The organism is Azospirillum aestuarii (assembly GCF_016632405.1).
GTDB lineage: Bacteria > Pseudomonadota > Alphaproteobacteria > Azospirillales > Azospirillaceae > Azospirillum > Azospirillum aestuarii.
The window spans coordinates 1-23,552 of sequence record NZ_JAEPIV010000005.1; the positions used below are offsets into that span (position 1 = coordinate 1).

Below are 23,552 nucleotides of genomic sequence, written 5' to 3' on the forward strand. Positions count from 1 at the left end.
TGAAACAAATCGAGCCCCCGGAAGCACAACCCTAGAATAGGTCCACGATAAGCGAACGGCTCGGCTCCGCAGGGGGAGGAGAAAAGCCCTCCCCTGCGGAGCGGGGGAGGGTTGGGTGGGGGCCCGGTTCGACACCCTCAAATGCTGTAATTGTCCGCGATCCCCGATCGCAACTGCTCGACCTGTTCGCGGAAGCCGCCGCTCTCGCGACCCGGCTCGTTGCGAACGTCCTGCACGATGCGCGCCGGGCTGCCGCCCAGCACGATGATGCGGTCGGCGAGATGCACCGCCTCCTCCAGATCGTGCGTGACGAACAGCACCGTCTTGCCGGTCTCGCGGTGGATGCGCAGCAACTCGTCCTGAAGGCTGTGCCGCGTGATGGCGTCGAGCGCGCCGAACGGCTCGTCCATCAGCAGGATGTCGGGATCGACGGCCAGGGCGCGGGCGATGCCGACGCGCTGGCGCTGCCCGCCCGACAATTCGTAGGGCCAGCGCCGCCCGTAATCGTCCAGCCGGACGAGGCGCAGCGCGGCGGCCACCCGCTCCTCCCGCTCGTCGGTGGAGATCGGCAGGCCCTCCAGGCCGAAGCGGACGTTCTTGGCGACCCGCCGCCAGGGCAGCAGGCGGGCGTCCTGGAAGACGAGGCTGACCGGACGGTGGCCCGGCTTCTTCGTCTCGTGGATGGTGACGGCACCGGCGCGCGCCGTGTGCAGCCCGGCGACGACGCGCAGCAGCGTGGACTTGCCGACGCCGGACGGCCCGACGATGGCGACGAAGCTGCCGCGCCCGACGGACAGGTCGACGTCCACGAGGACCGGCGGAGCCTCGGCACCGTAGCCGATGGCGACGCCCTTCAGGTCGATCACGGCAGAGCCGTTCCCATTTGGGCCGTTCCCATTTGGGCCGTTCACGTTTGCGCCGTTCACTTTTGCGCCGTTCACTTTTGCCATGCCAGCACCCGCTGCTGAACCTGCATGAACAGGAAGTCGCACACGCCGTAGAGCGCCGCGATGGTGACCATGTAGAGCACGACGATGTGCGTGGCGAGCAGGCCGGAGGCGTCGGACATGCGCGCCCCCAGGCCGGAGATGCCGAACAGCTCCGCCGCCACCACGGTCATCCAGCCCTGCCCCAGCCCGGCGCGCACGCCGGACAGGATGCCCGGCAGCGCGCCGGGCAGGACGATCTTGAACAGGCGCGGGATCAGCCCGCCCTGCCCGAAGGCGTGGCCGAGTTCGATCAGGTCCTTGTCCACCCCGCGCACCGCGCTGTAGGTGGCGTAGTAGTTGATCCAGAACACCGTCAGGGCGATCAGGAAGGTCGCCGCCGACTTGCTGACGCCGAACCAGATGATGGCGAAGGGAATCCAGGCGATGGACGGGATGGGGCGCAGCATGCGCACCACCCAGGCCTGGAAGGCGTCCCACACCCCCCAGGTCGCCGCCGCCGTGCCGAAGGTGATGCCCAGGACGGTGCCGAGCGCCAGTCCCGACAGGTAGTGAGACAGGCTGGCGAAGACCATCGCCTGCCAGGTTCCGGAGCGGAACTCCGCCAGGAAGGCGCCGGGCACCGCGCTGGGCGACGGCAGCAGCCCGGCGGGCACGACGCCGCTGCGCGCCAGCGCTTCCCAGGCGAGCAGGAAAGCGCCGACGCCGAGCGCCGACAGGGCGATGGAGCTGTGGAGCTTCAACGGTTGACGCATCGCGCTTACTTCGCGGCGGCCGCGTCGTAGAAGCGGAAGTCGAACGCCTCCGCCACCGGGATGGTGCCTTCGGCGGAACCGATCTCCTTGGCGTAGGCCATCATCTGCTCGACCGCCGGGACGACGCCGTGCGGGTCGGCGACGAACTTGGACCCCGGCGAGCGGAAGGCGGCCTCCAGCGTGGCCGGCTCCATCAGGCCCTTGCCCAGATACTCGTTGGCGACCTTGGCGGAGCGGGCCGGGTCCTTGGCGATCAGGTCCACGGCGCGGATGTGCGCCTTGAGAAGGCGGGTCAGCGCCTCGCCATGCTCCTTGGCGACCGGACCACGGACGGCGATCACGGTGCCGGGCTGGTTCGGGAACATCTCCGCGCCGGTGGCGAGCAGACCGACGTTCGGATCGACCTTCTGGGTCACGGTGACCGTCGGCTCACGGATCGTCGCCGCGTCGAGGGCGCCGGCGAGCAGGGCCTGCTGGGTCTTCTCGATGCCCATGGAGATGATCTCCACGTTGGCCGGGTCGGCCTTCACCACCTTGAACAGCCAATGGCGCAGCACCGTGTCCGGGACCGAACCCGGCGGCTGCGTGCCGATCTTCACCTTGCGGCCGCTGTCTGCGACGAACGTCGCGATGGACTCCGCGGTGGCCTTGCCGCCCAGCGCCTTGGCAAACTCGCCGCGGCTGGCAACGACCATCTCCTCGACCGCCGAGTTGGCGATCACCGACACGTCGGCGCCCTTCGAACGGGCGACCAGCACCGGGGCGACGCCGGCGTAGAGCAGGTCGATCTTGCCGGCGGCCATCGCCTGGATCGCGTGCGGGCCGGATTCGAACTTGGTCAGCTTAAGGTCGATGCCGGCCTCACGCGCCCAGCCTTCCCCTTCCAGGATGAACAGCGGCGCGGCGGCAAGGATGGGAATGTAGCCGACCTCCAGCTTAACCGGATCGGCTGCGCGGGCCGCACCGGGCGTGAGGGCGGCCAGGGAGGCGACGGCGGCCACGGCCAGCATTGCGGAGCGTCGGGTCAGGGCGGTCATGGTTCCATCCTCGCAGAAAATTGCCCGCCTATTTAGCACATCTCCTATCGGAAGGAAGAGCAAATTACACATCTGCAAGTGATGAAATGACTTATTTCACATAATACGTTTTGGCATGTGAAATCAGAACCACTATAGGAAAAGCCCCTTCGCGTCGCCGCGAAGGGGCTTTTTCCAGAACGGAAGAGCGAAGCCGTTACACCCGGCCGCGCTTCAGGGCGTTCCGGCCGAACGCGCCGTCCACATAGTCGAGCAGTTCGCCCAGTGCCTCCACCGTGGTGACCGTGCCGGTGTCGATGGTCAGCTCCGCCGACTCCGGGGCCTCGTAGGGGGCGGAGACGCCGGTGAACTCCGGGATCTCTCCGGCGCGCGCCCGGCGGTACAGGCCCTTGGGGTCGCGCGATTCGCAGGTGGCAAGATCGGCGGCCACATAGACCTCGTGGAAGCGCTCGCCGCCGATGGCCCGCGCCCGCGCCCGGTCGGCCTGGAGCGGCGAGATCAGCGAGGCGATGACCAGAACGCCCGCGTCCGCGAACAGCTTGGCCGTCTCGGCGACGCGGCGGATGTTCTCCGCCCGGTCCTCCGCCGAGAAGCCCAGCCCGGCGTTCAGCCCGTTGCGCACATTGTCGCCGTCGAGCACGAAGACTTGCCAGCCGCGGTCGAACAGGGCGCGTTCCAGCGCCATGGCCAGCGTGGACTTGCCGGCCCCGGACAGGCCGGTCAGCCAGAGGACGCCGCCCTTGTGCCCGTTGGCGGCGTTGCGCTCGTCCGCGGTGACGGCGTGCGAGACCTCGGTCGTGTTGGCCGAGGCGGCGGGACCCTCGTCCACCTCCACCACGATGCAGCCGCCGACCACGTCGTGGCCGTCGATCAGCACGCCGCGCCCGGTCCGCGACAGCGTCGAGGCGAGGTCGACCGCGATCGGCGAGCGGGAGCGCAGGACGACCTCGGCCACCTCGTTGCGGTGGACGGCCTTGGCCGGGGTGCTCGACAGGTCCTCGATGTCGATGACGGCGGTGATGCTCTCCACCGTCACGCGGTGCTCGCCCGTCGTGATCTTCAGCGTGTAGGTCTTGCCGACCGCCAGCGGCTCCGAGGTCAGCCAGAAGGCGCGGACGCCCAGCCGGTGGGTGACGTGCGGCGCCCCTTCCTCATGGTGCGCGACATGGCCGCGCTCGGCGAAGATGCGCTTGTCGAGCGTGATGCCGATGCTCTGCCCGGCCTGGGCGGCAACGATGGGCTGGCTGTGGTTCCACCCTTCGATGCTGACCACCGTGGCGGTGGCGCCGGTCGGCGAGAAGCGCAGCGTGTCGCCGACGCGCAGCCGCCCGCTCTCGATCCGGCCCGCCAGGATGCGGCGGTCGTCGGGCTTGTAGACGTCCTGGAGCGGGAAGCGCAGCGGAAGCTCGGTCGGCGCCTGCTGCGGGCGGAAGGCGTCGAGCGCCTCCACCACCGTCGGGCCGTCGTACCAGGGCGCCTTGTCGGAGCGGGTGACGATGTTGTCGCCGTGGCGCGCCGCGATGGGGATCACCGTGGAGGTGTGCAGGCCGAGTTCCGCCAGATAGGCGCGGATCTCGTGGGACACCGCCTCGAACCGGTACTGGTCGAACTCCACCCGGTCCATCTTGTTGACGGCGACCGCCACCTGACGCACCCCCAGCAGATGCAGCAGGAAGGCATGGCGGCGCGACTGCTCCAGCGCGCCCTCGGCGGCGTCGATCACCAGCAGGGCGGCGTCGGCCTGGGAGGCGCCGGTCACCATGTTCTTGAGGAACTCGGTGTGGCCCGGCGCGTCGATGATGACGTAGGGGCGCTGCTCCGTCTTGAAATGGATCTGCGTGGTGTCGATGGTGATGCCCTGGTCGCGCTCGGCCTGGAGCGCGTCCATCACGAAGGCCCACTCGAAGGGCATGCCGCGCTTGCGGCTCATCTCGTGGACCTGCTCCACCTTGCCGTCGGGCAGGCTGCCGGTGTCGTTCAGCAGACGCCCGATCAGCGTGGACTTGCCGTGGTCGACATGGCCGACGATGACGATGCGGAGCTGGCCGTTCAATTCGTTCCGGATGTCCATGGTCCCAATCCCCGCTTCTTACATGTAGCCCGAGCTGCGCAGGCGCTCGAAGCTGTCCTCGGCCTCGTTGTCCATGGCGCGGCCGGCGCGCTCCGGAATGCGGGTCACGACCAGTTCGGCGATGATCTCGTCGATGGTGCCGGCGGTGCTGTCCACCGGGAAGGTGATGTTCTTCTCGCCCAGCGAGCGGTAGCGCTTGCCGTCCTTGGCGAAGTACAGCGGGACGATGGGAATCCCCTCGCGCTTGGAATAGCGCCAGATGTCCAGTTCGGTCCAATGCAGCAGCGGGTGGATGCGGACGTGGGTGCCTTCGTCGAACCGGGTCTTGTAATGGTCCCAGAACTCCGCCGGCTGGTCCTTCACGTCCCAGTCGCCTTCCAGCGAACGCGGCGAGAAGACGCGCTCCTTGGCGCGGGTCGCCTGCTCGTCGCGGCGGATGCCGACCATGATGCCCTGGTACTTGCCGGTGCGGAGCAGGTTCTTCAGCCCCTCCGTCTTGCGGGCGGCGGCGCGGGTCAGCGGCGGCAGGGTCTGGTCCATGTCCGCTTCCGGCGGGCACTGCTCCACCCGCAGGTCGAGGTCCCACTCACCGGCGATGCGGTCACGGAAGTCGTAGACCTCCTGAAGCTCCATCGCGGTGTCGAGCTGGACGACCGGGAACGGAACGCGCCCGAAGAACGCCTTGCGGCAGAGCCAGAGCAGGACGTTGCTGTCCTTTCCGATCGACCACAGCAGAGCCAGCTTGTCGATGCGGTTGTAGGCCTCGCGGAGGATGTAGATGCTCTGGCTCTCAAGGTAATCGAGATCGGCGGTCATTGTGCGGTTCCGGTCTTCTTGAAGGTGTGAATGCCGCATTCGGTCTTGGCGGTTCCGGCCCAGCGGCCCGACCGCGGGTCCGCACCGGGAGCGACACGCTCGGTGCAGGTGAAGCAGCCGATGGACAGGAAGCCGTCGGCTTCAAGCGGGTGGCGCGGCAGGTTGCGCCGCGCGAATTCCTGGTCGATCCGCTCGCGGTCCCAATGGGCGAGCGGGTTGATCTTGATGCGGCCCGTCCCCTCTTCCGCCTCGAACAGGGGAAGGGCGGCCCGTGTGCTCGCCTGGAAGCGCTTGCGCCCGGTCAACCAGGCGTCGAAGCCCTCCAGCGCGCGGTCCAGCGGCACCGTCTTGCGCAGATGGCAACAGGCGTCGTGCGAGCGGGTGAACAGCAGACCGTCGGGGTCCTCCGCGGCCAGTTCCGCGTCGGTCGGGCCGATGGTGCGCACGCCGGTCAGGCCGAGCGCGGCGATCAGCTTGTCGCGGTAGCGCAGCGTTTCCCCGAACAGCTTCCCCGTGTCGACGAAGAGCACCGGGAAGGACGGGTCGGCCTCCGCCGCCAAGGCGAGCAGCACCGCCGATTCCGTTCCGAAGGACGAAACCACGGCGACGCGGCCGTCGAATTCATCACGCAGAAGGGCGTTCAGAAGCACCGCCCCGTCCAGCCGTCCGTAACGTTCGGTCAGATCGGCCACGCGGTCGCGTTTCACAGCCCGAGCAAGTCCATCAAGCATGGCCCGTTTGCCTATCCACGAAGTGGAGTATTTGTTCTGAATTGCACATTAACACCAGTTTCACGGCGTTGCAATGCATATACATTGTCTACTTGTATTATAGGTTTAAATGAGTTTGTGAAATCTGTTGATTGCACCCCGCCATCGCGCTTAAATGCGCCCATGATGTCTATTCACGATGCCTTCGGTGTGCTTTTCGGGTGGACGCGGTGATCCCGATCGCCCTCGACCCTACGCATGTGCGGATCGCGCTGGTCGGCCAAGGACCGCTGGCGAAGCGCCGCCTCGCGCAGTTGCTGGAAGGCGGCGCTTCGCCAGCGGTCTATTCACCGGAACCGGATGCGGAATTGGCAGTTCTGGCCGGTGACGGCCTGCGGCGTGCCCTGCCCTCGCCCACCGACTTGGACAATGCGCAGGTGTTGTTCGTTGTGGGGATATCGGAGGACGTCGCGGAGGCGCTGGCCCATCAGGCGCGTGACCGCAACATCTTGGTGAACGTCGAAGACGTAATTCCGTTTTGTGATTTCCACGCGCCGTCTGTGATACGACGCGGCGACCTTCTGATGACCGTCTCCACCGGTGGCAAGAGCCCGGCGCTGGCCCAGGTCCTCCGCGAACGGCTGGAGACGCTGTTCCCCGCCGTCTGGGCGGACCGGCTGGCTGAGCTGGCCGCGCTCCGCGACCGCCTGCGCGCTGCGGGTGCCAAGGGACCCGAGGTGCTGCGCGCCTGCCGGGATTTGATCGCCGCCAAAGGATGGCTGCCATGATCGCATCGTCTCTTCTGTCCCGCCTGCCCGCCTTCGAGCCGGGCAGCGTCTGGCTGGCCGGGGCCGGTCCCGGCGATCCGGGCCTGCTGACCCTGCTGGCCGCCAAGGCGCTGGGCGAGGCCGACGCCATCGTCCACGACGCGCTGGTCGGCGGCGGCATCCTGGAGGCCGCCAACCCCGACGCCCTTCTGGTGGACATGGGCAAGCGCGCCGGCCACCCCTCCCCCAAGCAGGAGGCGATCAACGCGCGGCTGGTGGAGCTGGCGCGCGAAGGACGGCGGGTGCTGCGGCTGAAGGGTGGCGACCCCTTCGTCTTCGGGCGTGGCGGCGAGGAGTGCCTGGCGCTGGCCGAGGCCAAGATTCCCTTCCGCGTGGTGCCGGGCGTGACCGCGGGGATCGGCGGGCTGGCCTACGCCGGCATCCCGGTGACCCACCGCGGCTTCGGCACCACCGCGACCTTCGTCACCGGCCACGACAAGGCCGGCGGTCTTCCCGCCGATCTGGACTGGGACGTGTTGGCGCGGATGCCCGGCGCGCTGGTCTTCTACATGGCGCTGGGCACCATCGGGACCATCGCCGAACGGCTCGAAGCCGCCGGCAAGCCGCCGATGACCCCGGTCGCCATCGTGTCGAGCGCCAGCACCGAGGCGCAGAGCGTCATCGAGACCAATCTTGCCCATTGCGCGCGGGACGTCCTGCGTCTACAGGCCAAGCGCCCCGCGATCGTCGTGGTCGGCGAGGTCGTGCGGCTGCGCGCCCTGATCGGCGCGTGGCAGCAGACCACCGGCCAGCATCCGTTTCCCATCGCCGTGTCGGCGTAAGCGTACGTGTTAGGAGTTGAAGGCATGGCGTTGAACGATCAGTCCAGCAACGAGGCGGTGCTGAAGGCCATCACCGCGAATCGCCTGCGCGACGGCGAGGTGATCTTCCTCGCTCCCGGCCCGGATCTCCGCTGGGTGGAGCGTCTGGACGACGCCGCCCTGTTCGAGGACGCCGCAACCGACGCCGCTCTGGCCGCCGCCAAGGCCCAGGCCGAGGGCGAGCAGTTCGCCGTGGACGTCTACGCCTTCGATCTGCGCGTCGCGGACGGGCAGCGGGTGCCGGTCAAGACGCGGGAGCGCATCCGGGCGCTCGGCCCCACCGTCCGCATCGATCTCGGCAAGCAGGCTGCGGCCTGAACCGGGCGGCCAACATTCTTATTAGGGCGAGTTCCATGAACCACATCGCGCCCGGCCGCAACGCCGGGGTCTACAGCTACGACGACATCGACCGCCGCTTCGTCGCGGAGCGCGTGGAGCAGTTCCGCGCCCAGGTCGAGCGCCGCCTGTCCGGCGAGCTGACGGAAGACGAGTTCAAGCCCCTGCGGCTGATGAACGGCCTCTACCTCCAGCTCCACGCCTACATGCTGCGCGTCGCCGTTCCCTACGGCGTCCTGACCTCGCGGCAACTCCGCAAGCTGGCCGAAATCGGGCGCAAATACGACAAGGGCTACGGCCACTTCACCACCCGCCAGAATCTCCAGTTCAACTGGATCAAGCTGGAGGACACCCCGGCCATCCTGCACGAGCTGGCCGAGGTGGACATGCACGCGCTGCAGACCAGCGGCAACTGCGTGCGCAATGTGACCACCGACCAGTTCGTCGGGGCGGCGCGGGACGAGGTGGTGGACGGGCGCGTCTACGCCGAGATCCTGCGGCAGTGGACGACCCTGCACCCCGAATTCACCTTTCTGCCGCGCAAGTTCAAGATCGCCATCATGGGGTCGGACGCCGACCGCGCGGCCATCCGCGTCCATGACGTCGGCGTCTTCGCCAAGCGCAACGAGCGGGGCGAGGTCGGCTTCACTTTCTACGTCGGCGGCGGTCTCGGCCGGTCGCCCTTCATCGGCAAGCTGATCCGCGACTGGGTGCCCGAGGAGGACTTCGTCGCCTATCTCGAAGCCATCCTGCGCGTCTACAACCAGTATGGCCGACGCGACAACATCTACAAGGCGCGCATCAAGATCCTCGTCCATGAGCTGGGCCAGGAGAAATTCACCCGGGAGGTGGAGGAGGAGTTCGCCCGCCTGCGCGGCCCGAAATACCGCCTCGCCCCGGAGATCGTCGACGAGATCCGCCGCCGCTTCGGCGGCCCGGCCTTCGAGACGCTGACCGACGAGCCGGAGTCCTTCCAGGCCGCCAAGGCCGCGAACCCGGACTTCGCCCGCTGGGTGGCGGTCAACGTGCTCGCCCACAAGGTGCCCGGCTACGCCGCCGCCACCATCTCCCTGAAGCCCGCCGGCGGCATCCCCGGCGACGCCACGTCGGAGCAGATGGAGCTGGTCGCCGATCTGGCCGACGCGCACAGCTTCGGCGAACTCCGCGTCAGCCACGTCCAGAACCTCGTTCTCGCCCATGTCCGGCAGGACGCGCTGTTCACCCTGTGGACGGCGCTGGAGGCCAACGGGCTGGGCACGCCGAACGCCGGGCTGATCGGCGACATCATCGCCTGCCCCGGCCTCGACTACTGCGCGCTGGCCAATGCCCGCTCGATCCCGCTGGCCCAGGCCATCTCGGCCCGCTTCGCCGACCCGGCGCGGCAGCAGGCCATCGGCGAGCTGGGCATCAAGATCAGCGGCTGCATCAACGCCTGCGGTCATCACCATGTCGGCGCCATCGGCATCCTGGGCGTGGATAAGAAGGGCGAGGAGTTCTACCAGATCACCGTCGGCGGCGACCCGACCCTGACCACGGCGATCGGCGACATCCTCGGCCCGGCGGTGACCGCCGACGAGACGGTGGACGCCATCGAGGCCATCGTCGAGGTCTATCTGTCCAACCGGCACGACGGGGAACGCTTCATCGACACGCTGAAGCGCGTCGGCCACGGCCCGTTCAAGGAGAGAGTCTATGCCGCTCATTAAGGACGGCCGCATCGTCGAGGACGAGTGGGTTGCGGTCGCCGACGGCGAGCCGGTTCCCGCCGACCGCCCCGCCATCGTCACCTTCGAGCGCTGGCAGGCGGAGCGCGCGAGCTTCGACGGGCGCAACGCGGCGCTGGGCGTCCGGGTCAAGAGCGGGACCCTGGCCCCGGCCATCGCACCGGACCTCGACCGTTTCGCGCTGGTGGCGATCGAGTTCCCAAAATTCCGCGACGGGCGCGGCTTCTCCACCGCGCGCGAATTGCGGGAACGCTACGGCTACGAGGGTGAGATCCGGGCGGTCGGGCACGTCATCCCCGACCAATACCGCTTCCTCCTGCGCACCGGCTTCACCTCCGCCGAGGCGCCGGAGAACACCAACCCTGAGAGTTGGGCGCACGCCCTGACGGAAATCACCGTCGCCTTCCAGCCGTCGCTGGACGACCCGCAGCCGCTGTCGCTGCTGCGCCGCCGCCTGGGGTCCTGACCCGCTTCCCGCCGCGCCCGCCTCCCGATCCATGGGGGCCGGGCGCGGCGCGGCTCACATCCCGCTGAACACCCAGTACAGGCCCGCCGCCACGGCGACGGCGACCACCACCAGCATCCCGGCCACGGTGCGCCGCCACCGTGCCTCGCGCCGTTCGACCTCCTGGCGCTTTCTCAGCAGATACTGTTGCTCGGGCCCGAGAAAGGCCCCCGAATCGCCGTCCAGGGAGATGGCGCGTTTCGCGTTGCCCCGGCTTCGAACAACAGGGGACGTCCGGACCTGCGGTCGCGGCGCCCGTCCTTCCAGGACCATCGATTCGCCTGCCAGAGGGCGTCCCGCGACAGACCGCCCTCGGCCGGTCTTCCTGGATGCCTTGCGTCTCTTGCTCGCCATGCCATTCACCTCAACCATCCGCCTGCGGAGCATAGCGGTCCCGGCCCGCTTATCCAGCCCTGCAACGCGACGGGCCAGCAAAGTCACACCGCATGGGTTCCGACCTCCATGCCGAAGCATTGTGCAATTGAGACGAATGTGCGGGGATCGCACTTTAGTCCCCGCGAACGCGCGCAAACGACTGGAAAAATCCCGACAACGTTGCTCACACCGCCGGCCAAAATCCGTAGTATGCGGCATCGCGCCGATGCAGCCAGGGTTTTCGCATGTCTCATGACGTTCCACTTATTTCCATGATCGCCATCGCATTTGGGTTGGCTTTCATCTTCGGATACCTCGCCGATCGCATTCGCTTGCCTCCCCTCGTCGGTTATCTGATGGCCGGCATCATCATCGGTCCCTTCACGCCGGGTTTCGTCGCGGACAGCGGCTTGGCCGCCCAGTTGGCCGAGATCGGCGTCATTCTTCTGATGTTCGGCGTCGGCCTTCATTTTTCACCATCGGACCTGCTGGCGGTCCGGAAAATCGCCATTCCCGGCGCGGTCGGCCAGATCGGTCTCGCCACCGTGCTCGGCGTCGGGCTGGCGTGGCTCTGGGGCTGGAGTCTTGGCGCCGGCCTCGTGCTGGGCCTAAGCCTGTCGGTGGCGAGCACGGTCGTGCTGCTGAAGGCCCTGGAAGAGCGCGACATGCTGAACACCGCCGAAGGCCGCGTGGCGGTCGGCTGGCTGATCGTCGAGGATCTCGCGATGGTCCTGGCACTCGTCCTGCTGCCGGCCCTGGCGGAGGTCCTGGGCGGCCACGCGCCGGGCGCCGCCGGGGACCATGGCGTCGGGTCCGACGGACCGATCTGGCTGACTCTGGCGCTCACGCTGGGCAAGGTGGCGGCCTTCTCGGTTCTGGCGATCGTCCTTGGCCCGCGCGTCGTCCCGGTGATCCTGACCAATGTGGCGCGGACCGGTTCGCGCGAGCTGTTCACCCTGTCCGTTCTCGCCATCGCGCTCGGCGTCGCCTACGGCTCGGCGGTGCTGTTCGGCGTGTCCTTCGCGCTGGGCGCCTTCTTCGCGGGCGTGGTGCTGAACGAGTCGCGTTTCAGCCACAAGGCGGCCGCCGATTCGATGCCGTTGCAGGACGCCTTCGCCGTTCTGTTCTTCGTGTCGGTCGGCATGCTGTTCGACCCGTCGATCCTGCTGCGCGATCCGCTCGCGGTCATCGCGGTGGTGGCCCTGATCGTGGTGGGCAAGTCACTGATCGCCTTCGGCATCGTGATCCTGCTGCGCTTCCCGGTGGGCATGGGTCTGGCGGTGTCGGCGAGCCTCGCGCAGATCGGCGAGTTCTCCTTCATCCTCGTCGGGCTGGGCCTGTCGCTCGGCCTGTTGCCGGAGGAGGGACGCGACCTCGTGCTGGCCGGCGCGCTGCTGTCGATCACGCTGAATCCAGCGGTCTTCGCGGGCGTTGCAGCGCTGCGCAAGCATCTCCAGGCCAAGCGGCCCGCCGGCGTGCCGCCCTATGGCTGGGAACAGTTCGAGCAGCTTCAGAGCAGCCTCGCCGACGCCCGCCATCAGGCTGAGGAGCGCGAGAAGGAGCACGATCTGCAGATCCAGGCACTGGCCAAGACCTTCCCGGTGTTGTCGCTTCTGGACGCGCACGAGCAGGAGCGGCTGATGATGCTGTTCCGGCCCAAGTCGGCGGTTCCCGGCGAGCGGATCATCCGCAAGGGCGACCGCGCCAACGCCATGTACTTCATCTCCTCCGGCGCGGTGGAGGTGCTCATGGACGGCCAGACCATCCGGCTGGGCGCCGGCACGATGTTCGGAGAGATGGCCCTGCTGAGCGGCCAGCGGCGGAACGCCGACGTCGCCGCGGTCGACTACTGCCAGTTCCAGGTGCTGGAGCGGCGCGACTTCAACCAGTTCACCGCCCGCCACCCGGCGCTGCGCACCGCCCTGATCGACATGGCCGCGCAGCGGCGCAAGATGAACCAGCAGGACGCCGCCACCGACGACGCCGTGGCCGCATCGGAGAGCGCCGCCTGAGCGCCGGCAAAGGCGCGATCCTTGGCGGAACCGCCGCCGGCCTCTCCATCAGAGGCCCGGCGGCATCCGTGTGCCGTTCGGACGAACAAAGCAAAAGAAAAGGCCTTGGAGCCGATCAGCTCCAAGGCCTTTTCATCTTCCGGAACATTGGTCGGAGCGACAGGATTTGAACCTGCGACCCCCAGACCCCCAGTCTGATGCGCTACCAGGCTGCGCTACGCTCCGTTCGACGGACCGCCCTTCGTTCCGGAAGGGAGCGGGACTATAGCCGGGACCTTGGTCCAACGCAAGCGCTACAGTTCACTTTTTTTCACGCCTCTCGAATTTCCTTCTCTTCTCCCATAGCGAGCAGAAGACGCGCCTCCCTCAGCTCGTCGAGGGCCTGGGCTATGGCCTGCCGAATGGTGTCCGACATGCTGGCGAGCGCAACGATTGGAGCGTCCTCCTCCTCGGCGGCCAAGGCCACGGACGCCTCGTCCGGAACGGCTTCAAAGGCGTTGGGTGCATCCGGTTCTTCCGGTGCGTCCTCCACCCTCCTCCGGGCGTCCGGATCATCGTCCACCTTCCCGTCCTTCAGCAGGCGCTGGACACCCTTGATCGTGTAGCCTTCGCCATACAGCAGGTTCTGGATCTGCCGCAGCAGTTCCACGTCCTCCGGGCGATAGTAGCGCCGTCCCCCGCCGCGCTTGAGCGGACGAAGCTGCGGGAACTTGCCTTCCCAGAAACGCAGCACATGCTGCGGCACGTCCAGGTCGGACGACACTTCGCTGATCGTGCGGAACGCCGTGGCGGACTTCGTGGTGCCGCGCGCCTTCATATCCGGGAAACCTCTGTTGTCGGCCGGTCGGTGCGGCGGCTCAGGAGACCGCCTTCACGCGCTGCGCCTCGGCTTCCTCCGCCTCCACGACCTCGTTGATGCGGTTCTTCAGGACATGGCTCGCCCGGAAGACCAGGACGCGCCTGGGCAGGATCGGCACTTCCTCGCCGGTCTTCGGGTTGCGGCCCACCCGCTGGCCCTTCTGCCGGATCTGGAAACTGCCGAAGGACGAGATCTTGACCATCTCGCCGCGGGCCAAGGCGTCGGAGATCTCCTCAAGGACGCTTTCGACCAGATCGGCGGATTCGTTGCGCGACAGGCCGACCTCTTGGTAGACCGCTTCACTGAGCTGCGCGCGGGTAACAGTGTTCTGTGACATGGTTCGCTTCCCCCCCGAAACCATAGGGGAAAAACCGTAATCCGGGGAAAGAACCCGGTCAATTCAAAAGCTTGGATCGCGTCGTTGTGAGCAGCGCAGCAAGCGCAGCCCTTTGGGGAACCAAAGCGGGTGCGCCGCTTACCAGCGCACCATCGCGGCACCCCAGGTCAAGCCACCGCCGATGGCTTCCATGAGGATCAGGTCGCCGCGCTTCACGCGGCCGTCATGCACCGCCTCGCACAGAGCCAGCGGAATCGACGCGGCGGAGGTGTTGCCGTGACGGTCGACCGTCAGCACGACCTTGTCGGTGGGCAGCTTCAGCTTGCGCGCGATGCCGTCGATGATCCGCTGGTTGGCCTGGTGCGGCACCAGCCAATCCACCTCAGAAGGCTCCAGCCCGTTGGCGGCGAGCGCCTCCTCGACGACCGAGGACAGCTTGCTGACGGCGTGGCGGAACACGTCCTGGCCGTTCATCCGCACATGCCCCGCCGTGCCGGTGGTGGACGGGCCGCCATCGACGTAGAGCAGCCCGTACTGGGCGCCGTCCGAATGCAGGTGCGTGGAGAGCACGCCGCGGTCCGCCGATGTACCGGCGGCGTCGTAGCCGTCCATCACCACGGCCCCGGCGCCGTCGCCGAACAGGACGCAGGTGGTGCGGTCCTTCCAGTCGAGCAGGCGGGAGAAGGTCTCCGCGCCGATGACCAGGGCGCGGTTGGCCTGCCCGATGCGGATGAAGTTGTCGGCGATCGACATGGCGTAGACGAAACCGGCGCACACCGCCTGGATGTCCAGCGCGAAGCCCTTCGTGCCCAGCGCGGCCTGCACCTTCGTCGCGGTGGCCGGGAAGGTGTTGTCGGGAGTCGTCGTCGCCAGCACGATGCAGTCGATGCTGGCGGCGTCCACCCCGGCATGCTCCAGCGCGCGGGCCGCCGCGGCGATGGCGAGGTCGGAGGTCAGTTCCCCGTCGGCGGCGATGTGGCGCGACCTGATGCCCGTGCGCTGGACGATCCACTCGTCCGAGGTGTCCACACGGGCTTCGAGATCGCGATTCGTGACGACGTTGGCCGGGAGGTAGGAACCGCAGCCGAGAATCCGAGAACGCTTGACCATGATGTTAGACCGCCGCCGCCTTCGTGTCGGGAAGAGGCTTGGCGTCGCCGAGACGCTGCATCTCTTCCTTGATTCGGTCGTTGAAACCGTTTGCCGCCAGATTGCAGGCCACACCGATGGCGTTGGCGAACCCGATGGCGTCGGTGCCCCCGTGGCTCTTCACGCAGACGCCGCGCAGGCCCAGGAACATGGCGCCGTTGTAGCGGCGCGGGTCGGTGCGCTGCTTCAACCGCTTGAAGGCCCCGCGGGCCAGCAGATAGCCGAGGCGCGCCGTCCAGGAGGACTGGAACGTCCGGCGCAGGAACTCCGTGAAGAGCTTCGCCGTGCCTTCGGCGGTCTTCAGGGCGACATTGCCGGTGAAGCCGTCGGTGACGATCACGTCCACCGTTCCGGTGGCGATGTCGTTGCCCTCGACGAATCCGTGGAAACGCCCCGGCAGCGGCATCTCGCGCAGACGGGTAGCGGCGGCGCGCACCACCTCGTTCCCCTTCACCTCTTCCGAACCGATGTTCAGCACGCCGATGGTCGGCTCGGACAGGTTCAGCGCGGTGCGCGCGAAGACCGCGCCCATCACGGCGAACTGCACGAGATTCTCGGGCTGGCATTCGGTGTTGGCGCCGAGGTCGAGCATGACGCTCTCCCCCCGCAGGGTCGGGAAGAACGAGGCGATGGCCGGACGGTCGATGCCGGGAATCGTCTTCAACACGAACTTCGCCATGGCCATGAGCGCGCCGGTGTTGCCAGCGGACACCACGCAGGCGGCTTGCCCGCTCGCCACCGAATCGATGGCGAGACGCATGCTCGACTGGCGCCCGGCGCGCAACGCGACCGACGGCTTGGCGTCGCCGGCCACGGCGTCCGGGGTGTGGCGCACCTCGGCCACCGCTCTCAAGGCGGGCCGCTGCGCGAGCAGCGGCTCGATGCGGGCGGTGTCCCCGAACAGCAGGTAATGCACCTGCGGGTGACGCTCGCGGGCGATATCCGCCCCGGCGATCACCATGTCGGGTCCTTTGTCACCGCCCATGGCATCAAGGGCAATGGTCAGGCGCTGGCTCACCGCGGACAGGCTCCCTGGCTAGGACGTAGGGCGGCCAACCAAACCGCCATCAGGCCGCCGGAGCGCTCTGAACCACTTCGCGCTGGTCGTAATGACCGCAGGAGCCGCAGACATGGTGCGGGCGCTTCAGCTCGCCGCAGTTCGAGCACTCGGCGTAGGACGAGGTCGGGAGAGCGTGGTGCGAGCGACGCATGTTGCGGCGCGACTTGGAGGTCTTCTTCTTCGGAACAGCCATGGCCGTAAACTCTCTTCATTGTAAAAGGCGGCCCGAAGAGGGGCCGCCTGACGCGAGCGGCATTCAATACGGCAATTGCCCCCGAAGGGCAAGCCCGTTCCGCCCTCAATTCTGTCGTTTCAGACGTTCCAGAACGGCGAACGGGTTCGGCTTCTCCGGATCGGCTCCGGCATCATCATCGGCGGGGGCCGGGACCTCCTCCTCCTCTTCGCCTTCGCTGTAACCGTCGAACGCCACGCCTTCTGCATGAGGATAGGGGTCGAGCGCCAGGGACAAATGCTGGGCGGTCAACTCGCCGATGTCGATGCGCCCGTTGGTCATCGCCTCCGGAATGTCCTCCTCGGCGATGTTCGGGTCGATCTCGATGTCGTCATCCTCGCTGGGAACCATCGACTCCGGCGCGAACAGCGCGCCGAACCGCTCCGCAACCCGGGCGGGCACCGGTTCCAACGTGATGACGCATGTCTGCACCACGTCGGCCTCCAGTTCCCCCTCCACGCGGACCATCTGGCCGCCACGCACGGAGCGCAGGCGGACCCTGGCGATCAGCCTCCCGATTCCCTCCAGTTCGAACCGTTCGGCCAGCGCCTTGCGCTCGGCCTCCGTCGCCTCGATGGTTTCGACCAGATCGCCCTCGCGATGGACGGCGTCGGCGCGGACGATGCGCGAGAATTCCGGCGCGGGGCCGGCGGAGAGCGGGGGCGTGTTGCGCATGTCAGGCAATTCCTTGTCACAGCGCCCGTTCTGGAGCGGACGCCTTCGTCACAGTGTCAGATGAATTCGGACGCCGGGAAAGGCAAGTCCAATTGGCAAGCCCAGGAGAACATAGAGACTCGATTAACGCGATCAGTCCGCCCTGGCGCCGGGCGGCGGACCGAAGCGGACCTCTCCGGCCATGAGCGACTCCAGCGGCTGCGACTCCAGCCCGGCGGCCTCGCGCCGGACATAGGCCGCCATGACGGCCAGCCGCTGCGGCGACGCATCCGATGCGGTGCCATAGACATTGTTGTCGAGCGCGACCTGCAACGCCGCGTCGCCCTCGTCACCGTCTTTGACGGCGAGCGCGCGGTCGTAGACCTCGATCCGGCCGGCGATGCCGCGCGCCATGGTCTTGATGCGCCGCCCGACTCCGCTGTCGCCCACCCCCTCCTCCATCAGCGACTTCTCGAAATGGTCGATCATCGCTTCGAAGAGCAGACGCGAACGGTCCGCCGCGGCGGCCCCCTGCCCCTTCAGGCGGCGCATGACCAAGAAGACGTGAAGCACCACCATGTCGAAGCGCCCGTCCAGCGTGTCGGGAACGCCAAGGTCACGGTAGAAGGCCGGCAAGCGGGCCTGCGCCACGATCGTGAGATAGAAATCGGCGACGGCGCGGGCTTCACGCCGGCGCCGAAACAGGCGGTCAAGCACGGTTTCTCTCTCGCTCGGAGTTTCGTTGACAGGACAAACCGCGCGATGCGATTGTCCCGGCATTGCGGGCGGAGTCCGGCCTGCCGCAAGGGTCCGGCGGTCCGCCCGCGCCATCATAGCCTGAGCACCATGACGAGATCGATTCCTTCGGCGCTGTGCGCCTTCGCCTTTCTGGGTTTCGCCGTCTCCGCGTGCTCGCCCACCGTGGCGACCCGCGGCAACATGGCGGACCCCGACCGCATCGCCGAGATCAAGGCCGGCCAGTCGCGGCGGGAGGATGTGGCGGACATCCTCGGCACGCCGACCTCCGTGGGAACCTTCGACCAGAATGTCTGGTACTACATCGGTCAGAAGACGGAGAAGGTCGCCTTCTTCCAGCCGAGCGTGATGGAGCGCCGCGTCGTGGTCGTCCATTTCGACGACGCGGGCGTGGTGACGGAGATGAAGCAGCTCGACGCCACCGACGGCCAGCAGATCGACATCGTCGATCGCAGCACCCCCACCGCAGGTCGTGAGCTGAGCTTCCTCGAACAGATGCTCGGCAACGTCGGGCGCTTCTCCGCCAAGGATTCGCGCAACCGCGGCCCCGGCCGCTGACGCCAATCGGTCTGCAGAGACACGAAAAGCCCCGCTTTCGCGGGGCTTTTCTTTTGGGGCCGATCCGGGATCGGCCGATCTTAAGTCAGCCTATCTGGGCAAGAATCGCCAGCAGCAGAATCGCCACGATGTTGGTGATCTTGATCATCGGGTTGACCGCCGGGCCGGCGGTGTCCTTGTACGGGTCGCCGACGGTGTCGCCGGTCACCGCCGCTTTGTGCGCGTCGGAGCCCTTGCCGCCGTGGTGCCCCTCTTCGATGTACTTCTTGGCGTTGTCCCAGGCGCCGCCGCCCGAGGTCATGGAGATGGCGACGAAGATCCCCGTCACGATGGTGCCCAGCAGCATGGCGCCCAGCGCGGCGAAGGCCTGCGCCTGACCGGCGATGGCGGCGATGACAAGGTACAGGACCACCGGCGCCAGCACCGGCAGCAGCGACGGGATGATCATTTCCTTGATCGCGGCGCGGGTCAGCATGTCGACGGCGCGGCCATAGTCGGGCTTCGCGGTGCCTTCCATGATGCCGCTGATCTCGCGGAACTGGCGGCGCACCTCCACCACCACCGAACCGGCGGCGCGCCCGACCGCCGTCATGCCCATCGCTCCGAACAGATAGGGCAGCAAACCGCCGATCAGCAGCCCGACGACCACGTAGGGATCGTCCAGCCTGAACTCGACCGTCACGTTCGGGAAATAGTGTTTCAGATCCTGCACATAGGCGGAAAACAGCACCAGCGCGGCCAGTCCGGCGGAACCGATGGCGTAGCCCTTGGTCACCGCCTTGGTGGTGTTGCCGACCGCATCCAGCGCGTCGGTCGTCACGCGGACGTCCTTCGGCATGTCGGCCATCTCGGCGATGCCTCCCGCGTTGTCGGTTACCGGGCCGTAGGCGTCCAGAGCCACCACCATGCCGGCCAGCGCAAGCATCGTGGTTGCGGCGATGCCGATTCCAAACACGCCGGCCTGCCCGTAGGCGATGATGATGCCGACGCAGATGACCAGGACCGGAAGTGCCGTCGCCTCCATCGAGACGGCCAGACCCTGGATGACGTTGGTGCCATGCCCCGTCTCCGATGCGCGGGCGATGCTGCGCACCGGTCGGAAGGCGGTGGACGTGTAATATTCGGTGATCCATACCAGCAGGCCGGTCACGCCCAGCCCGACCAGGGAAGAGACGAACAGGTTGCCGCCGGTGACGTAGCCGCCGCCGTTCAGCGCGATCGGCCGGGTGAAGCCGAACATGATCGCGGTCACGATCAGGATCAGCACCAGCGAGATGCCCGCGGTCGCCGCCAAGCCCTTGTAGAGGGCGGCCATGATGTTGTTGTTGCTGCCCAGCTTCACGAAGAAGGTGCCGGCGACGGAGGCGGCGATGCAGACGGCGCCGATGACCAGCGGGTAGACGAGCAGCAGGCGGATCACCTCGCCCGAAAAGAAAATCGCCGCCAGCAGCATGGTGGCGACGATGGTGACGGCGTAGGTTTCGAAGAGGTCGGCGGCCATACCGGCGCAGTCACCGACGTTGTCGCCGACATTGTCCGCGATTACCGCGGGGTTGCGGGGATCGTCCTCCGGAATGCCGGCCTCGACCTTGCCCACCAGATCGGCGCCGACGTCGGCCCCCTTGGTGAAGATGCCGCCGCCCAGCCGCGCGAAGATGGAGATCAGCGAGGCGCCGAAGCTGAGGGCGACCAGGGCCTCCAGCACGGCGCGGACCTCGGTCGGGTCGGTCACGCGGTAGATCATCGTCAGGATGCCGTAATAGACACCCACCCCCAGCAGCCCCAGACCGACCACCAGCATGCCGGTGATCGCCCCCGCCTTGAAGGCGATGTCCAGCGCCGGAGCCAAGCCCTGGGTCGCTGCCTGGGCCGTGCGCACGTTGGCCCGCACCGACACGTTCATCCCGATATAGCCGGCGGCCCCCGACAGGACCGAACCGATCAGGAAGCCGATGGCCACATGCAGGCCGAGGAACGCGCCGAGGATGATAAGAAGCACCACGCCGGCGATGGCGATGGTGGTGTACTGGCGATTCAGATAGGCTCGGGCGCCCTCCTGCACGGCCGCAGCGATCTCCTGCATGCGGTCGGAACCGGCGGAGGCCGCCATGACTTGCTTGCCCGCGTAATACCCATACGCCAGGGCCAACAGGCCGCTGGCGATGATGATGACGAACGCTGCTGCCATCGGTTCCCCCAAATTCTTATGGTTTCGGGCCCGATTACCGCCTTGTCGTGAAAACGACCCGTGCAAACGAAGGTGGATGACGGGCGAATTGTTCTGGAAAAGGATGCCGAAGAGATTGGCACAATGCAACAGCCGCCACGCGCGAGTAGGCGCGGCGATTTGGCCGAGGCGCTCCTGACTTTCGGATGGGCTTTTTTCAGAACGGTTACAAATTGCGCTGTGTAACCACCTGAACAAGAACATTTTGCACCACGCCCTCCCCCACGACTTTCGCGGCGGCGGCGGAGAGTTTTTCTTTTACGGCAATGATATTGACCAAGTTTCCCGTCATCACCGACCGGTCGTCCACGGCTGCGTAGAGGGCCGACAGGCAGCGGTCGTAGACGAGTGGCTGGCGGGCTTGGACATAGGGAACCTTGTCGAGAACGACCTCCAGCGTGACGACCACGGTCACGAACTGCTCGACCTTCTGCGTGCCGATGGCCGGAACCACGAAGGGAGCCATGCGAACGAAGCCGGTGGGCGGCTTGGGCGGCGGCTCCTCCTTCTTGGGGGCCGACTCCTCATGCTCGACGAAATACTTGTTGTAGATCATCCAGCCGCCGAAGCCCGCGCCACCCAGCAGCAGCAGGCCCAAAACCAGCAATATGACGGCCTTGATCACGCCCATCCTTTCCCGGAAACGGTACGGATCGAGCCTAGCGCCGCCCTGCTTTCGATTGCGTTAAGCGGAGTCGCGCGACCAGGATGCTCTCAGAAATGGTCCCAGCCGCGAGTCGGCAGGTCGAGAACCCGCCCTTGCGGATCGGTCACCGTGACGTCTCCCGCCGCCCCCTCCACGAGATGCCCGATGGCCGTCACCGGGACGCCGGTCTCCGCCGACAGGGCGGCGAGCGCCGGCGCGGCGTCCTCCGCGGCGGTGAAGAGCAACTCGTAGTCGTCGCCGCCGGTCAGAGCCATGGCGAAGCGTACGGGATCGTCGCCGATCACCGACCTTGCGGCACCCGACAGGGGCACGCGGCCCGACTCCAGAAGCGCGGCGCAGCCCGATTCCTCGCACAGATGGCCCAAATCGGCGACCAGACCGTCGGAGACGTCCAGGCAACCGGTCGCCAGCCCGACCAGACGCGGCCCCAGCGTGGTCCGCGGATCGGGCCGCCGCAGACGCCCCAGCAGCTCGGCGCGCGCCGAGTCGTCGGCCACCTCCAGCGTTCCGTAGGCGATCCGCAGGCCGAGCGCCGCGTCGCCGATGGTGCCGGTGACGTAGACGCGATCGCCGGGCCGCCCGCCCCAGCGCGGCACCGCCCCGCCCTTCGGCACCAGCCCGAAGGCGGTCACCGACAGGGTGATGGGGCCGGCGGTCGAGACCGAGTCGCCACCCGCCAGGGCAATGCCGAAACGGGCCTGGTCCTCGCCCAGACCGGCGGCGAAGCCGGCCAGCCAATCCTCGCCCACCGTCTTCGGCAGGGCGGTGACCAGCGTGTAGGCGTAGGGAGCCGCCCCCATGGCGGCGAGGTCCGACAGATTTGTGCGCAGCAGCTTCGCGGCGATGTCGCCGGGCGCGTCGTCGGGAAAGAAATGGACGCCGGCGACCATGGCGTCCGTGGTGACGACCAGTTCCTGGTCCGGCGGAACGCCGAACACGGCGGCGTCGTCGGCAAGCCCGCGGGCGCCCGGAAAACCGGACGCCAGCGGTCTGAAATAACGGTCGATCCGCCCGAACTCGCCGAGCGGCTTGCCGGATGAACTCCTACCGGTCGCTGGATGAGTCACGGCTGGGGTCCGGCTGGGCCAGTTCGTCCGGCCGCAGCGCACGGGCCACATGGTCGAGCACGCCGTTCACCATGCCCGGCTCGCGCGCCGCGAAGAAGGCGTGCGCCACATCCACATATTCGCTGATGAGGATGCGCGGGTGCGTGTCGTTGTGGACGAACAGCTCATAGGCACCGGCCCGCAGGATGGCGCGCATCAGCAATTCCAGGCGGTCCAGCGCGTAGCGCGGCTCCAGCGCGGAGGTCAGCATGCCGTCAACCTCCGCCCGGCGGTGCGCGGCGCCGCGGACGATGTCGGCGAACAGCTGCGGGTCGGCGGAGACGAACTTCGCCCCATCGATCTCCTCGCCCAGCCGGTGGTTGATGAATTCCCCGATCACGGATTCCACGGCGATGCCGGTCGGTTCGATCTGGTTCAGGTCGATCTGGTACAGGGCCTGAACGGCGGCAAGGCGCGCGGCCTTGCGCCGAGCCTTGGCCGATCCGCCACCCGTCCGGTTCCGGGAGCTGCGCTTCTGTTTCGCGCGGCCAGCCGCGTCGTCGTTGCTCATGATGCTCTTACAGTCAGGAATTGCACCGCGGGGTCACCGCGGATAGAGGCGGAATTGGCGCTTGAGTTCGATCATGTCAAGGCAGGCGCGCGCCGCGAAACCGCCCTTGTTCTTGGCCGTCACGGAGGCCCGCGCCCAGGCCTGCTCGCGGTTCTCCACCGTCAGCACGCCGTTGCCGATGGCCAGCGCGTAGCGCAGCGCGAGGTCCTGAAGACCGCGGGCGCTCTCGTTGCAGACGATGTCGTAATGGGTGGTCTCGCCGCGGATCACGCAGCCCAGCCCGACATAGCCGTCGAAGCGCCGGCGCGCCGTGAAGAAGTCCATGGAACGCAGGGCGTACAGGATCGCCGCCGGAATCTCCAGGCACCCCGGGACCGAGACGCGCTGGTAGGTGGCGCCCTCCTTCTCGATCTCGGCAATGGCGCCTTTCACCAGCTCGTCGGCGATGTCCTCGTAGAAGCGGGCTTCCACGATCATCAGATGGGGCTTTTCGGTCATCT

General features: G+C 67.4%; 26 protein-coding genes and 1 tRNA gene. 7 read left to right on the forward strand and 20 right to left on the reverse strand.

What is annotated here, in order from left to right:
* Positions 1-137: 137 nt before the first annotated feature.
* The 6 genes from JJL56_RS12390 to JJL56_RS12415 form a co-directional block, all read right to left on the reverse strand.
* The gene (locus JJL56_RS12390; RefSeq protein WP_345772570.1) at positions 138-866 is read right to left on the reverse strand and encodes an ABC transporter ATP-binding protein; all 729 of its coding nucleotides are present in this window, start codon (positions 864-866) and stop codon (positions 138-140) included.
* A gap of 71 nt (positions 867-937) precedes the next feature.
* Positions 938-1,702, reverse strand: a complete 765-nt coding sequence (locus JJL56_RS12395) for an ABC transporter permease (protein ID WP_186452926.1) — start codon at positions 1,700-1,702, stop codon at positions 938-940.
* A gap of 5 nt (positions 1,703-1,707) precedes the next feature.
* The gene (locus tag JJL56_RS12400; protein ID WP_145625916.1) at positions 1,708-2,739 is read right to left on the reverse strand and encodes an ABC transporter substrate-binding protein; all 1,032 of its coding nucleotides are present in this window, start codon (positions 2,737-2,739) and stop codon (positions 1,708-1,710) included.
* A 196-nt stretch (positions 2,740-2,935) separates the two neighbouring features.
* Positions 2,936-4,810: an adenylyl-sulfate kinase gene (gene cysC, locus JJL56_RS12405; RefSeq protein WP_200485290.1), complete on the reverse strand. Its 1,875-nt coding sequence runs from the start codon at positions 4,808-4,810 to the stop codon at positions 2,936-2,938.
* 18 nt (positions 4,811-4,828) lie between these two features.
* Entirely contained in the window at positions 4,829-5,626 is a 798-nt protein-coding gene (cysD, locus tag JJL56_RS12410; protein ID WP_014240756.1) for a sulfate adenylyltransferase subunit CysD, read from the reverse strand.
* Entirely contained in the window at positions 5,623-6,357 is a 735-nt protein-coding gene (locus JJL56_RS12415) for a phosphoadenylyl-sulfate reductase (protein WP_145625919.1), read from the reverse strand. Before JJL56_RS12415 ends, cysD begins: the two co-directional genes overlap by 4 nt.
* 209 nt (positions 6,358-6,566) lie before the next feature.
* Here JJL56_RS12415 and JJL56_RS12420 point away from each other — a divergent pair, with 209 nt between their 5' ends.
* From JJL56_RS12420 to JJL56_RS12440, 5 genes are read left to right on the forward strand one after another with little or no spacing between them, the layout of a single operon-like run.
* Positions 6,567-7,124, forward strand: a complete 558-nt coding sequence (locus tag JJL56_RS12420) for an NAD(P)-dependent oxidoreductase (protein WP_200485291.1) — start codon at positions 6,567-6,569, stop codon at positions 7,122-7,124.
* Positions 7,121-7,945 (forward strand): uroporphyrinogen-III C-methyltransferase, encoded by an 825-nt coding sequence (gene cobA, locus JJL56_RS12425; protein ID WP_345772571.1) that lies wholly within the window; start codon positions 7,121-7,123, stop codon positions 7,943-7,945. Before JJL56_RS12420 ends, cobA begins: the two co-directional genes overlap by 4 nt.
* A 24-nt stretch (positions 7,946-7,969) precedes the next feature.
* Positions 7,970-8,302: a DUF2849 domain-containing protein gene (locus JJL56_RS12430; protein WP_186452927.1), complete on the forward strand. Its 333-nt coding sequence runs from the start codon at positions 7,970-7,972 to the stop codon at positions 8,300-8,302.
* Between the two features lie 35 nt (positions 8,303-8,337).
* A complete protein-coding gene (locus JJL56_RS12435) occupies positions 8,338-10,026 on the forward strand; it encodes a nitrite/sulfite reductase (RefSeq protein ID WP_145625921.1) in 1,689 nt (562 codons plus the stop codon).
* The gene (locus JJL56_RS12440; RefSeq protein ID WP_145625922.1) at positions 10,013-10,510 is read left to right on the forward strand and encodes a DUF934 domain-containing protein; all 498 of its coding nucleotides are present in this window, start codon (positions 10,013-10,015) and stop codon (positions 10,508-10,510) included. Before JJL56_RS12435 ends, JJL56_RS12440 begins: the two co-directional genes overlap by 14 nt.
* Before the next feature lie 54 nt (positions 10,511-10,564).
* Here JJL56_RS12440 and JJL56_RS12445 read toward each other — a convergent pair whose 3' ends face one another.
* Positions 10,565-10,822, reverse strand: coding sequence for a hypothetical protein (locus JJL56_RS12445; protein ID WP_247890609.1), 258 nt, complete (start codon positions 10,820-10,822; stop codon positions 10,565-10,567).
* Positions 10,823-11,196: 374 nt separating this feature from the next.
* On the opposite strand from JJL56_RS12445, the gene JJL56_RS12450 reads away from it, so the two are divergent.
* Entirely contained in the window at positions 11,197-12,936 is a 1,740-nt protein-coding gene (locus tag JJL56_RS12450; protein ID WP_200485294.1) for a cation:proton antiporter domain-containing protein, read from the forward strand.
* A 148-nt stretch (positions 12,937-13,084) separates the two neighbouring features.
* Here JJL56_RS12450 and JJL56_RS12455 read toward each other — a convergent pair.
* The 8 genes from JJL56_RS12455 to JJL56_RS12490 form a co-directional block, all read right to left on the reverse strand.
* Positions 13,085-13,161 (reverse strand) — tRNA-Pro (locus tag JJL56_RS12455).
* 85 nt (positions 13,162-13,246) lie between these two features.
* Complete coding sequence (locus tag JJL56_RS12460; RefSeq protein WP_200485295.1) at positions 13,247-13,753, reverse strand: MerR family transcriptional regulator; 507 nt, start codon at positions 13,751-13,753, stop codon at positions 13,247-13,249.
* A gap of 40 nt (positions 13,754-13,793) precedes the next feature.
* Positions 13,794-14,132, reverse strand: coding sequence for an integration host factor subunit alpha (locus JJL56_RS12465; protein WP_014240747.1), 339 nt, complete (start codon positions 14,130-14,132; stop codon positions 13,794-13,796).
* 138 nt (positions 14,133-14,270) lie between these two features.
* Positions 14,271-15,242, reverse strand: a complete 972-nt coding sequence (locus JJL56_RS12470; RefSeq protein ID WP_200485296.1) for a beta-ketoacyl-ACP synthase III — start codon at positions 15,240-15,242, stop codon at positions 14,271-14,273.
* A 4-nt stretch (positions 15,243-15,246) separates the two neighbouring features.
* A complete protein-coding gene (gene plsX, locus JJL56_RS12475) occupies positions 15,247-16,299 on the reverse strand; it encodes a phosphate acyltransferase PlsX (protein WP_145625927.1) in 1,053 nt (350 codons plus the stop codon).
* A 49-nt stretch (positions 16,300-16,348) separates the two neighbouring features.
* Positions 16,349-16,534, reverse strand: a complete 186-nt coding sequence (gene rpmF, locus JJL56_RS12480; protein WP_014240744.1) for a 50S ribosomal protein L32 — start codon at positions 16,532-16,534, stop codon at positions 16,349-16,351.
* 105 nt (positions 16,535-16,639) lie between these two features.
* Positions 16,640-17,248: a YceD family protein gene (locus JJL56_RS12485; protein ID WP_200485297.1), complete on the reverse strand. Its 609-nt coding sequence runs from the start codon at positions 17,246-17,248 to the stop codon at positions 16,640-16,642.
* 132 nt (positions 17,249-17,380) lie between these two features.
* Complete coding sequence (locus JJL56_RS12490) at positions 17,381-17,944, reverse strand: ubiquinol-cytochrome C chaperone family protein (RefSeq protein ID WP_145625929.1); 564 nt, start codon at positions 17,942-17,944, stop codon at positions 17,381-17,383.
* A gap of 129 nt (positions 17,945-18,073) precedes the next feature.
* On the opposite strand from JJL56_RS12490, the gene JJL56_RS12495 reads away from it, so the two are divergent.
* A complete protein-coding gene (locus JJL56_RS12495) occupies positions 18,074-18,541 on the forward strand; it encodes an outer membrane protein assembly factor BamE (RefSeq protein ID WP_145625930.1) in 468 nt (155 codons plus the stop codon).
* An 85-nt stretch (positions 18,542-18,626) separates the two neighbouring features.
* Here the strand turns inward: JJL56_RS12495 and JJL56_RS12500 are convergent, their stop codons facing one another.
* From JJL56_RS12500 to JJL56_RS12520, 5 genes are all read right to left on the reverse strand, one after another.
* On the reverse strand, positions 18,627-20,729 hold the full coding sequence (locus tag JJL56_RS12500; protein WP_145625931.1) for a sodium-translocating pyrophosphatase: 2,103 nt from the start codon (positions 20,727-20,729) through the stop codon (positions 18,627-18,629).
* A 205-nt stretch (positions 20,730-20,934) separates the two neighbouring features.
* The gene (locus JJL56_RS12505; RefSeq protein ID WP_145625932.1) at positions 20,935-21,399 is read right to left on the reverse strand and encodes a hypothetical protein; all 465 of its coding nucleotides are present in this window, start codon (positions 21,397-21,399) and stop codon (positions 20,935-20,937) included.
* Positions 21,400-21,482: 83 nt separating this feature from the next.
* Entirely contained in the window at positions 21,483-22,502 is a 1,020-nt protein-coding gene (gene thiL, locus JJL56_RS12510) for a thiamine-phosphate kinase (protein WP_145625933.1), read from the reverse strand.
* A complete protein-coding gene (nusB, locus tag JJL56_RS12515) occupies positions 22,480-23,052 on the reverse strand; it encodes a transcription antitermination factor NusB (protein ID WP_200485298.1) in 573 nt (190 codons plus the stop codon). Before nusB ends, thiL begins: the two co-directional genes overlap by 23 nt.
* Before the next feature lie 33 nt (positions 23,053-23,085).
* On the reverse strand, positions 23,086-23,550 hold the full coding sequence (locus JJL56_RS12520) for a 6,7-dimethyl-8-ribityllumazine synthase (RefSeq protein WP_145625935.1): 465 nt from the start codon (positions 23,548-23,550) through the stop codon (positions 23,086-23,088).
* Positions 23,551-23,552 lie beyond the last annotated feature (2 nt).

Bases quoted from the DNA above. Each gene is read 5' to 3' on its own strand.
- JJL56_RS12395 (WP_186452926.1), bottom strand. From the start codon at position 1,702: ATGCGTCAACCGTTGAAGCTCCACAGCTCCATCGCCCTGTCGGCGCTC.
- JJL56_RS12400 (WP_145625916.1), bottom strand. From the start codon at position 2,739: ATGACCGCCCTGACCCGACGCTCCGCAATGCTGGCCGTGGCCGCCGTC.
- cysC (WP_200485290.1), bottom strand. From the start codon at position 4,810: ATGGACATCCGGAACGAATTGAACGGCCAGCTCCGCATCGTCATCGTC.
- cysD (WP_014240756.1), bottom strand. From the start codon at position 5,626: ATGACCGCCGATCTCGATTACCTTGAGAGCCAGAGCATCTACATCCTC.
- JJL56_RS12415 (WP_145625919.1), bottom strand. From the start codon at position 6,357: ATGCTTGATGGACTTGCTCGGGCTGTGAAACGCGACCGCGTGGCCGAT.
- cobA (WP_345772571.1), top strand. From the start codon at position 7,121: ATGATCGCATCGTCTCTTCTGTCCCGCCTGCCCGCCTTCGAGCCGGGC.
- JJL56_RS12430 (WP_186452927.1), top strand. From the start codon at position 7,970: ATGGCGTTGAACGATCAGTCCAGCAACGAGGCGGTGCTGAAGGCCATC.
- JJL56_RS12435 (WP_145625921.1), top strand. From the start codon at position 8,338: ATGAACCACATCGCGCCCGGCCGCAACGCCGGGGTCTACAGCTACGAC.
- JJL56_RS12440 (WP_145625922.1), top strand. From the start codon at position 10,013: ATGCCGCTCATTAAGGACGGCCGCATCGTCGAGGACGAGTGGGTTGCG.
- JJL56_RS12445 (WP_247890609.1), bottom strand. From the start codon at position 10,822: ATGGTCCTGGAAGGACGGGCGCCGCGACCGCAGGTCCGGACGTCCCCT.
- JJL56_RS12450 (WP_200485294.1), top strand. From the start codon at position 11,197: ATGATCGCCATCGCATTTGGGTTGGCTTTCATCTTCGGATACCTCGCC.
- JJL56_RS12460 (WP_200485295.1), bottom strand. From the start codon at position 13,753: ATGAAGGCGCGCGGCACCACGAAGTCCGCCACGGCGTTCCGCACGATC.
- JJL56_RS12465 (WP_014240747.1), bottom strand. From the start codon at position 14,132: ATGTCACAGAACACTGTTACCCGCGCGCAGCTCAGTGAAGCGGTCTAC.
- JJL56_RS12470 (WP_200485296.1), bottom strand. From the start codon at position 15,242: ATGGTCAAGCGTTCTCGGATTCTCGGCTGCGGTTCCTACCTCCCGGCC.
- rpmF (WP_014240744.1), bottom strand. From the start codon at position 16,534: ATGGCTGTTCCGAAGAAGAAGACCTCCAAGTCGCGCCGCAACATGCGT.
- JJL56_RS12485 (WP_200485297.1), bottom strand. From the start codon at position 17,248: ATGCGCAACACGCCCCCGCTCTCCGCCGGCCCCGCGCCGGAATTCTCG.
- JJL56_RS12495 (WP_145625930.1), top strand. From the start codon at position 18,074: ATGACGAGATCGATTCCTTCGGCGCTGTGCGCCTTCGCCTTTCTGGGT.
- JJL56_RS12500 (WP_145625931.1), bottom strand. From the start codon at position 20,729: ATGGCAGCAGCGTTCGTCATCATCATCGCCAGCGGCCTGTTGGCCCTG.
- JJL56_RS12505 (WP_145625932.1), bottom strand. From the start codon at position 21,399: ATGGGCGTGATCAAGGCCGTCATATTGCTGGTTTTGGGCCTGCTGCTG.
- nusB (WP_200485298.1), bottom strand. From the start codon at position 23,052: ATGAGCAACGACGACGCGGCTGGCCGCGCGAAACAGAAGCGCAGCTCC.
- JJL56_RS12520 (WP_145625935.1), bottom strand. From the start codon at position 23,550: ATGACCGAAAAGCCCCATCTGATGATCGTGGAAGCCCGCTTCTACGAG.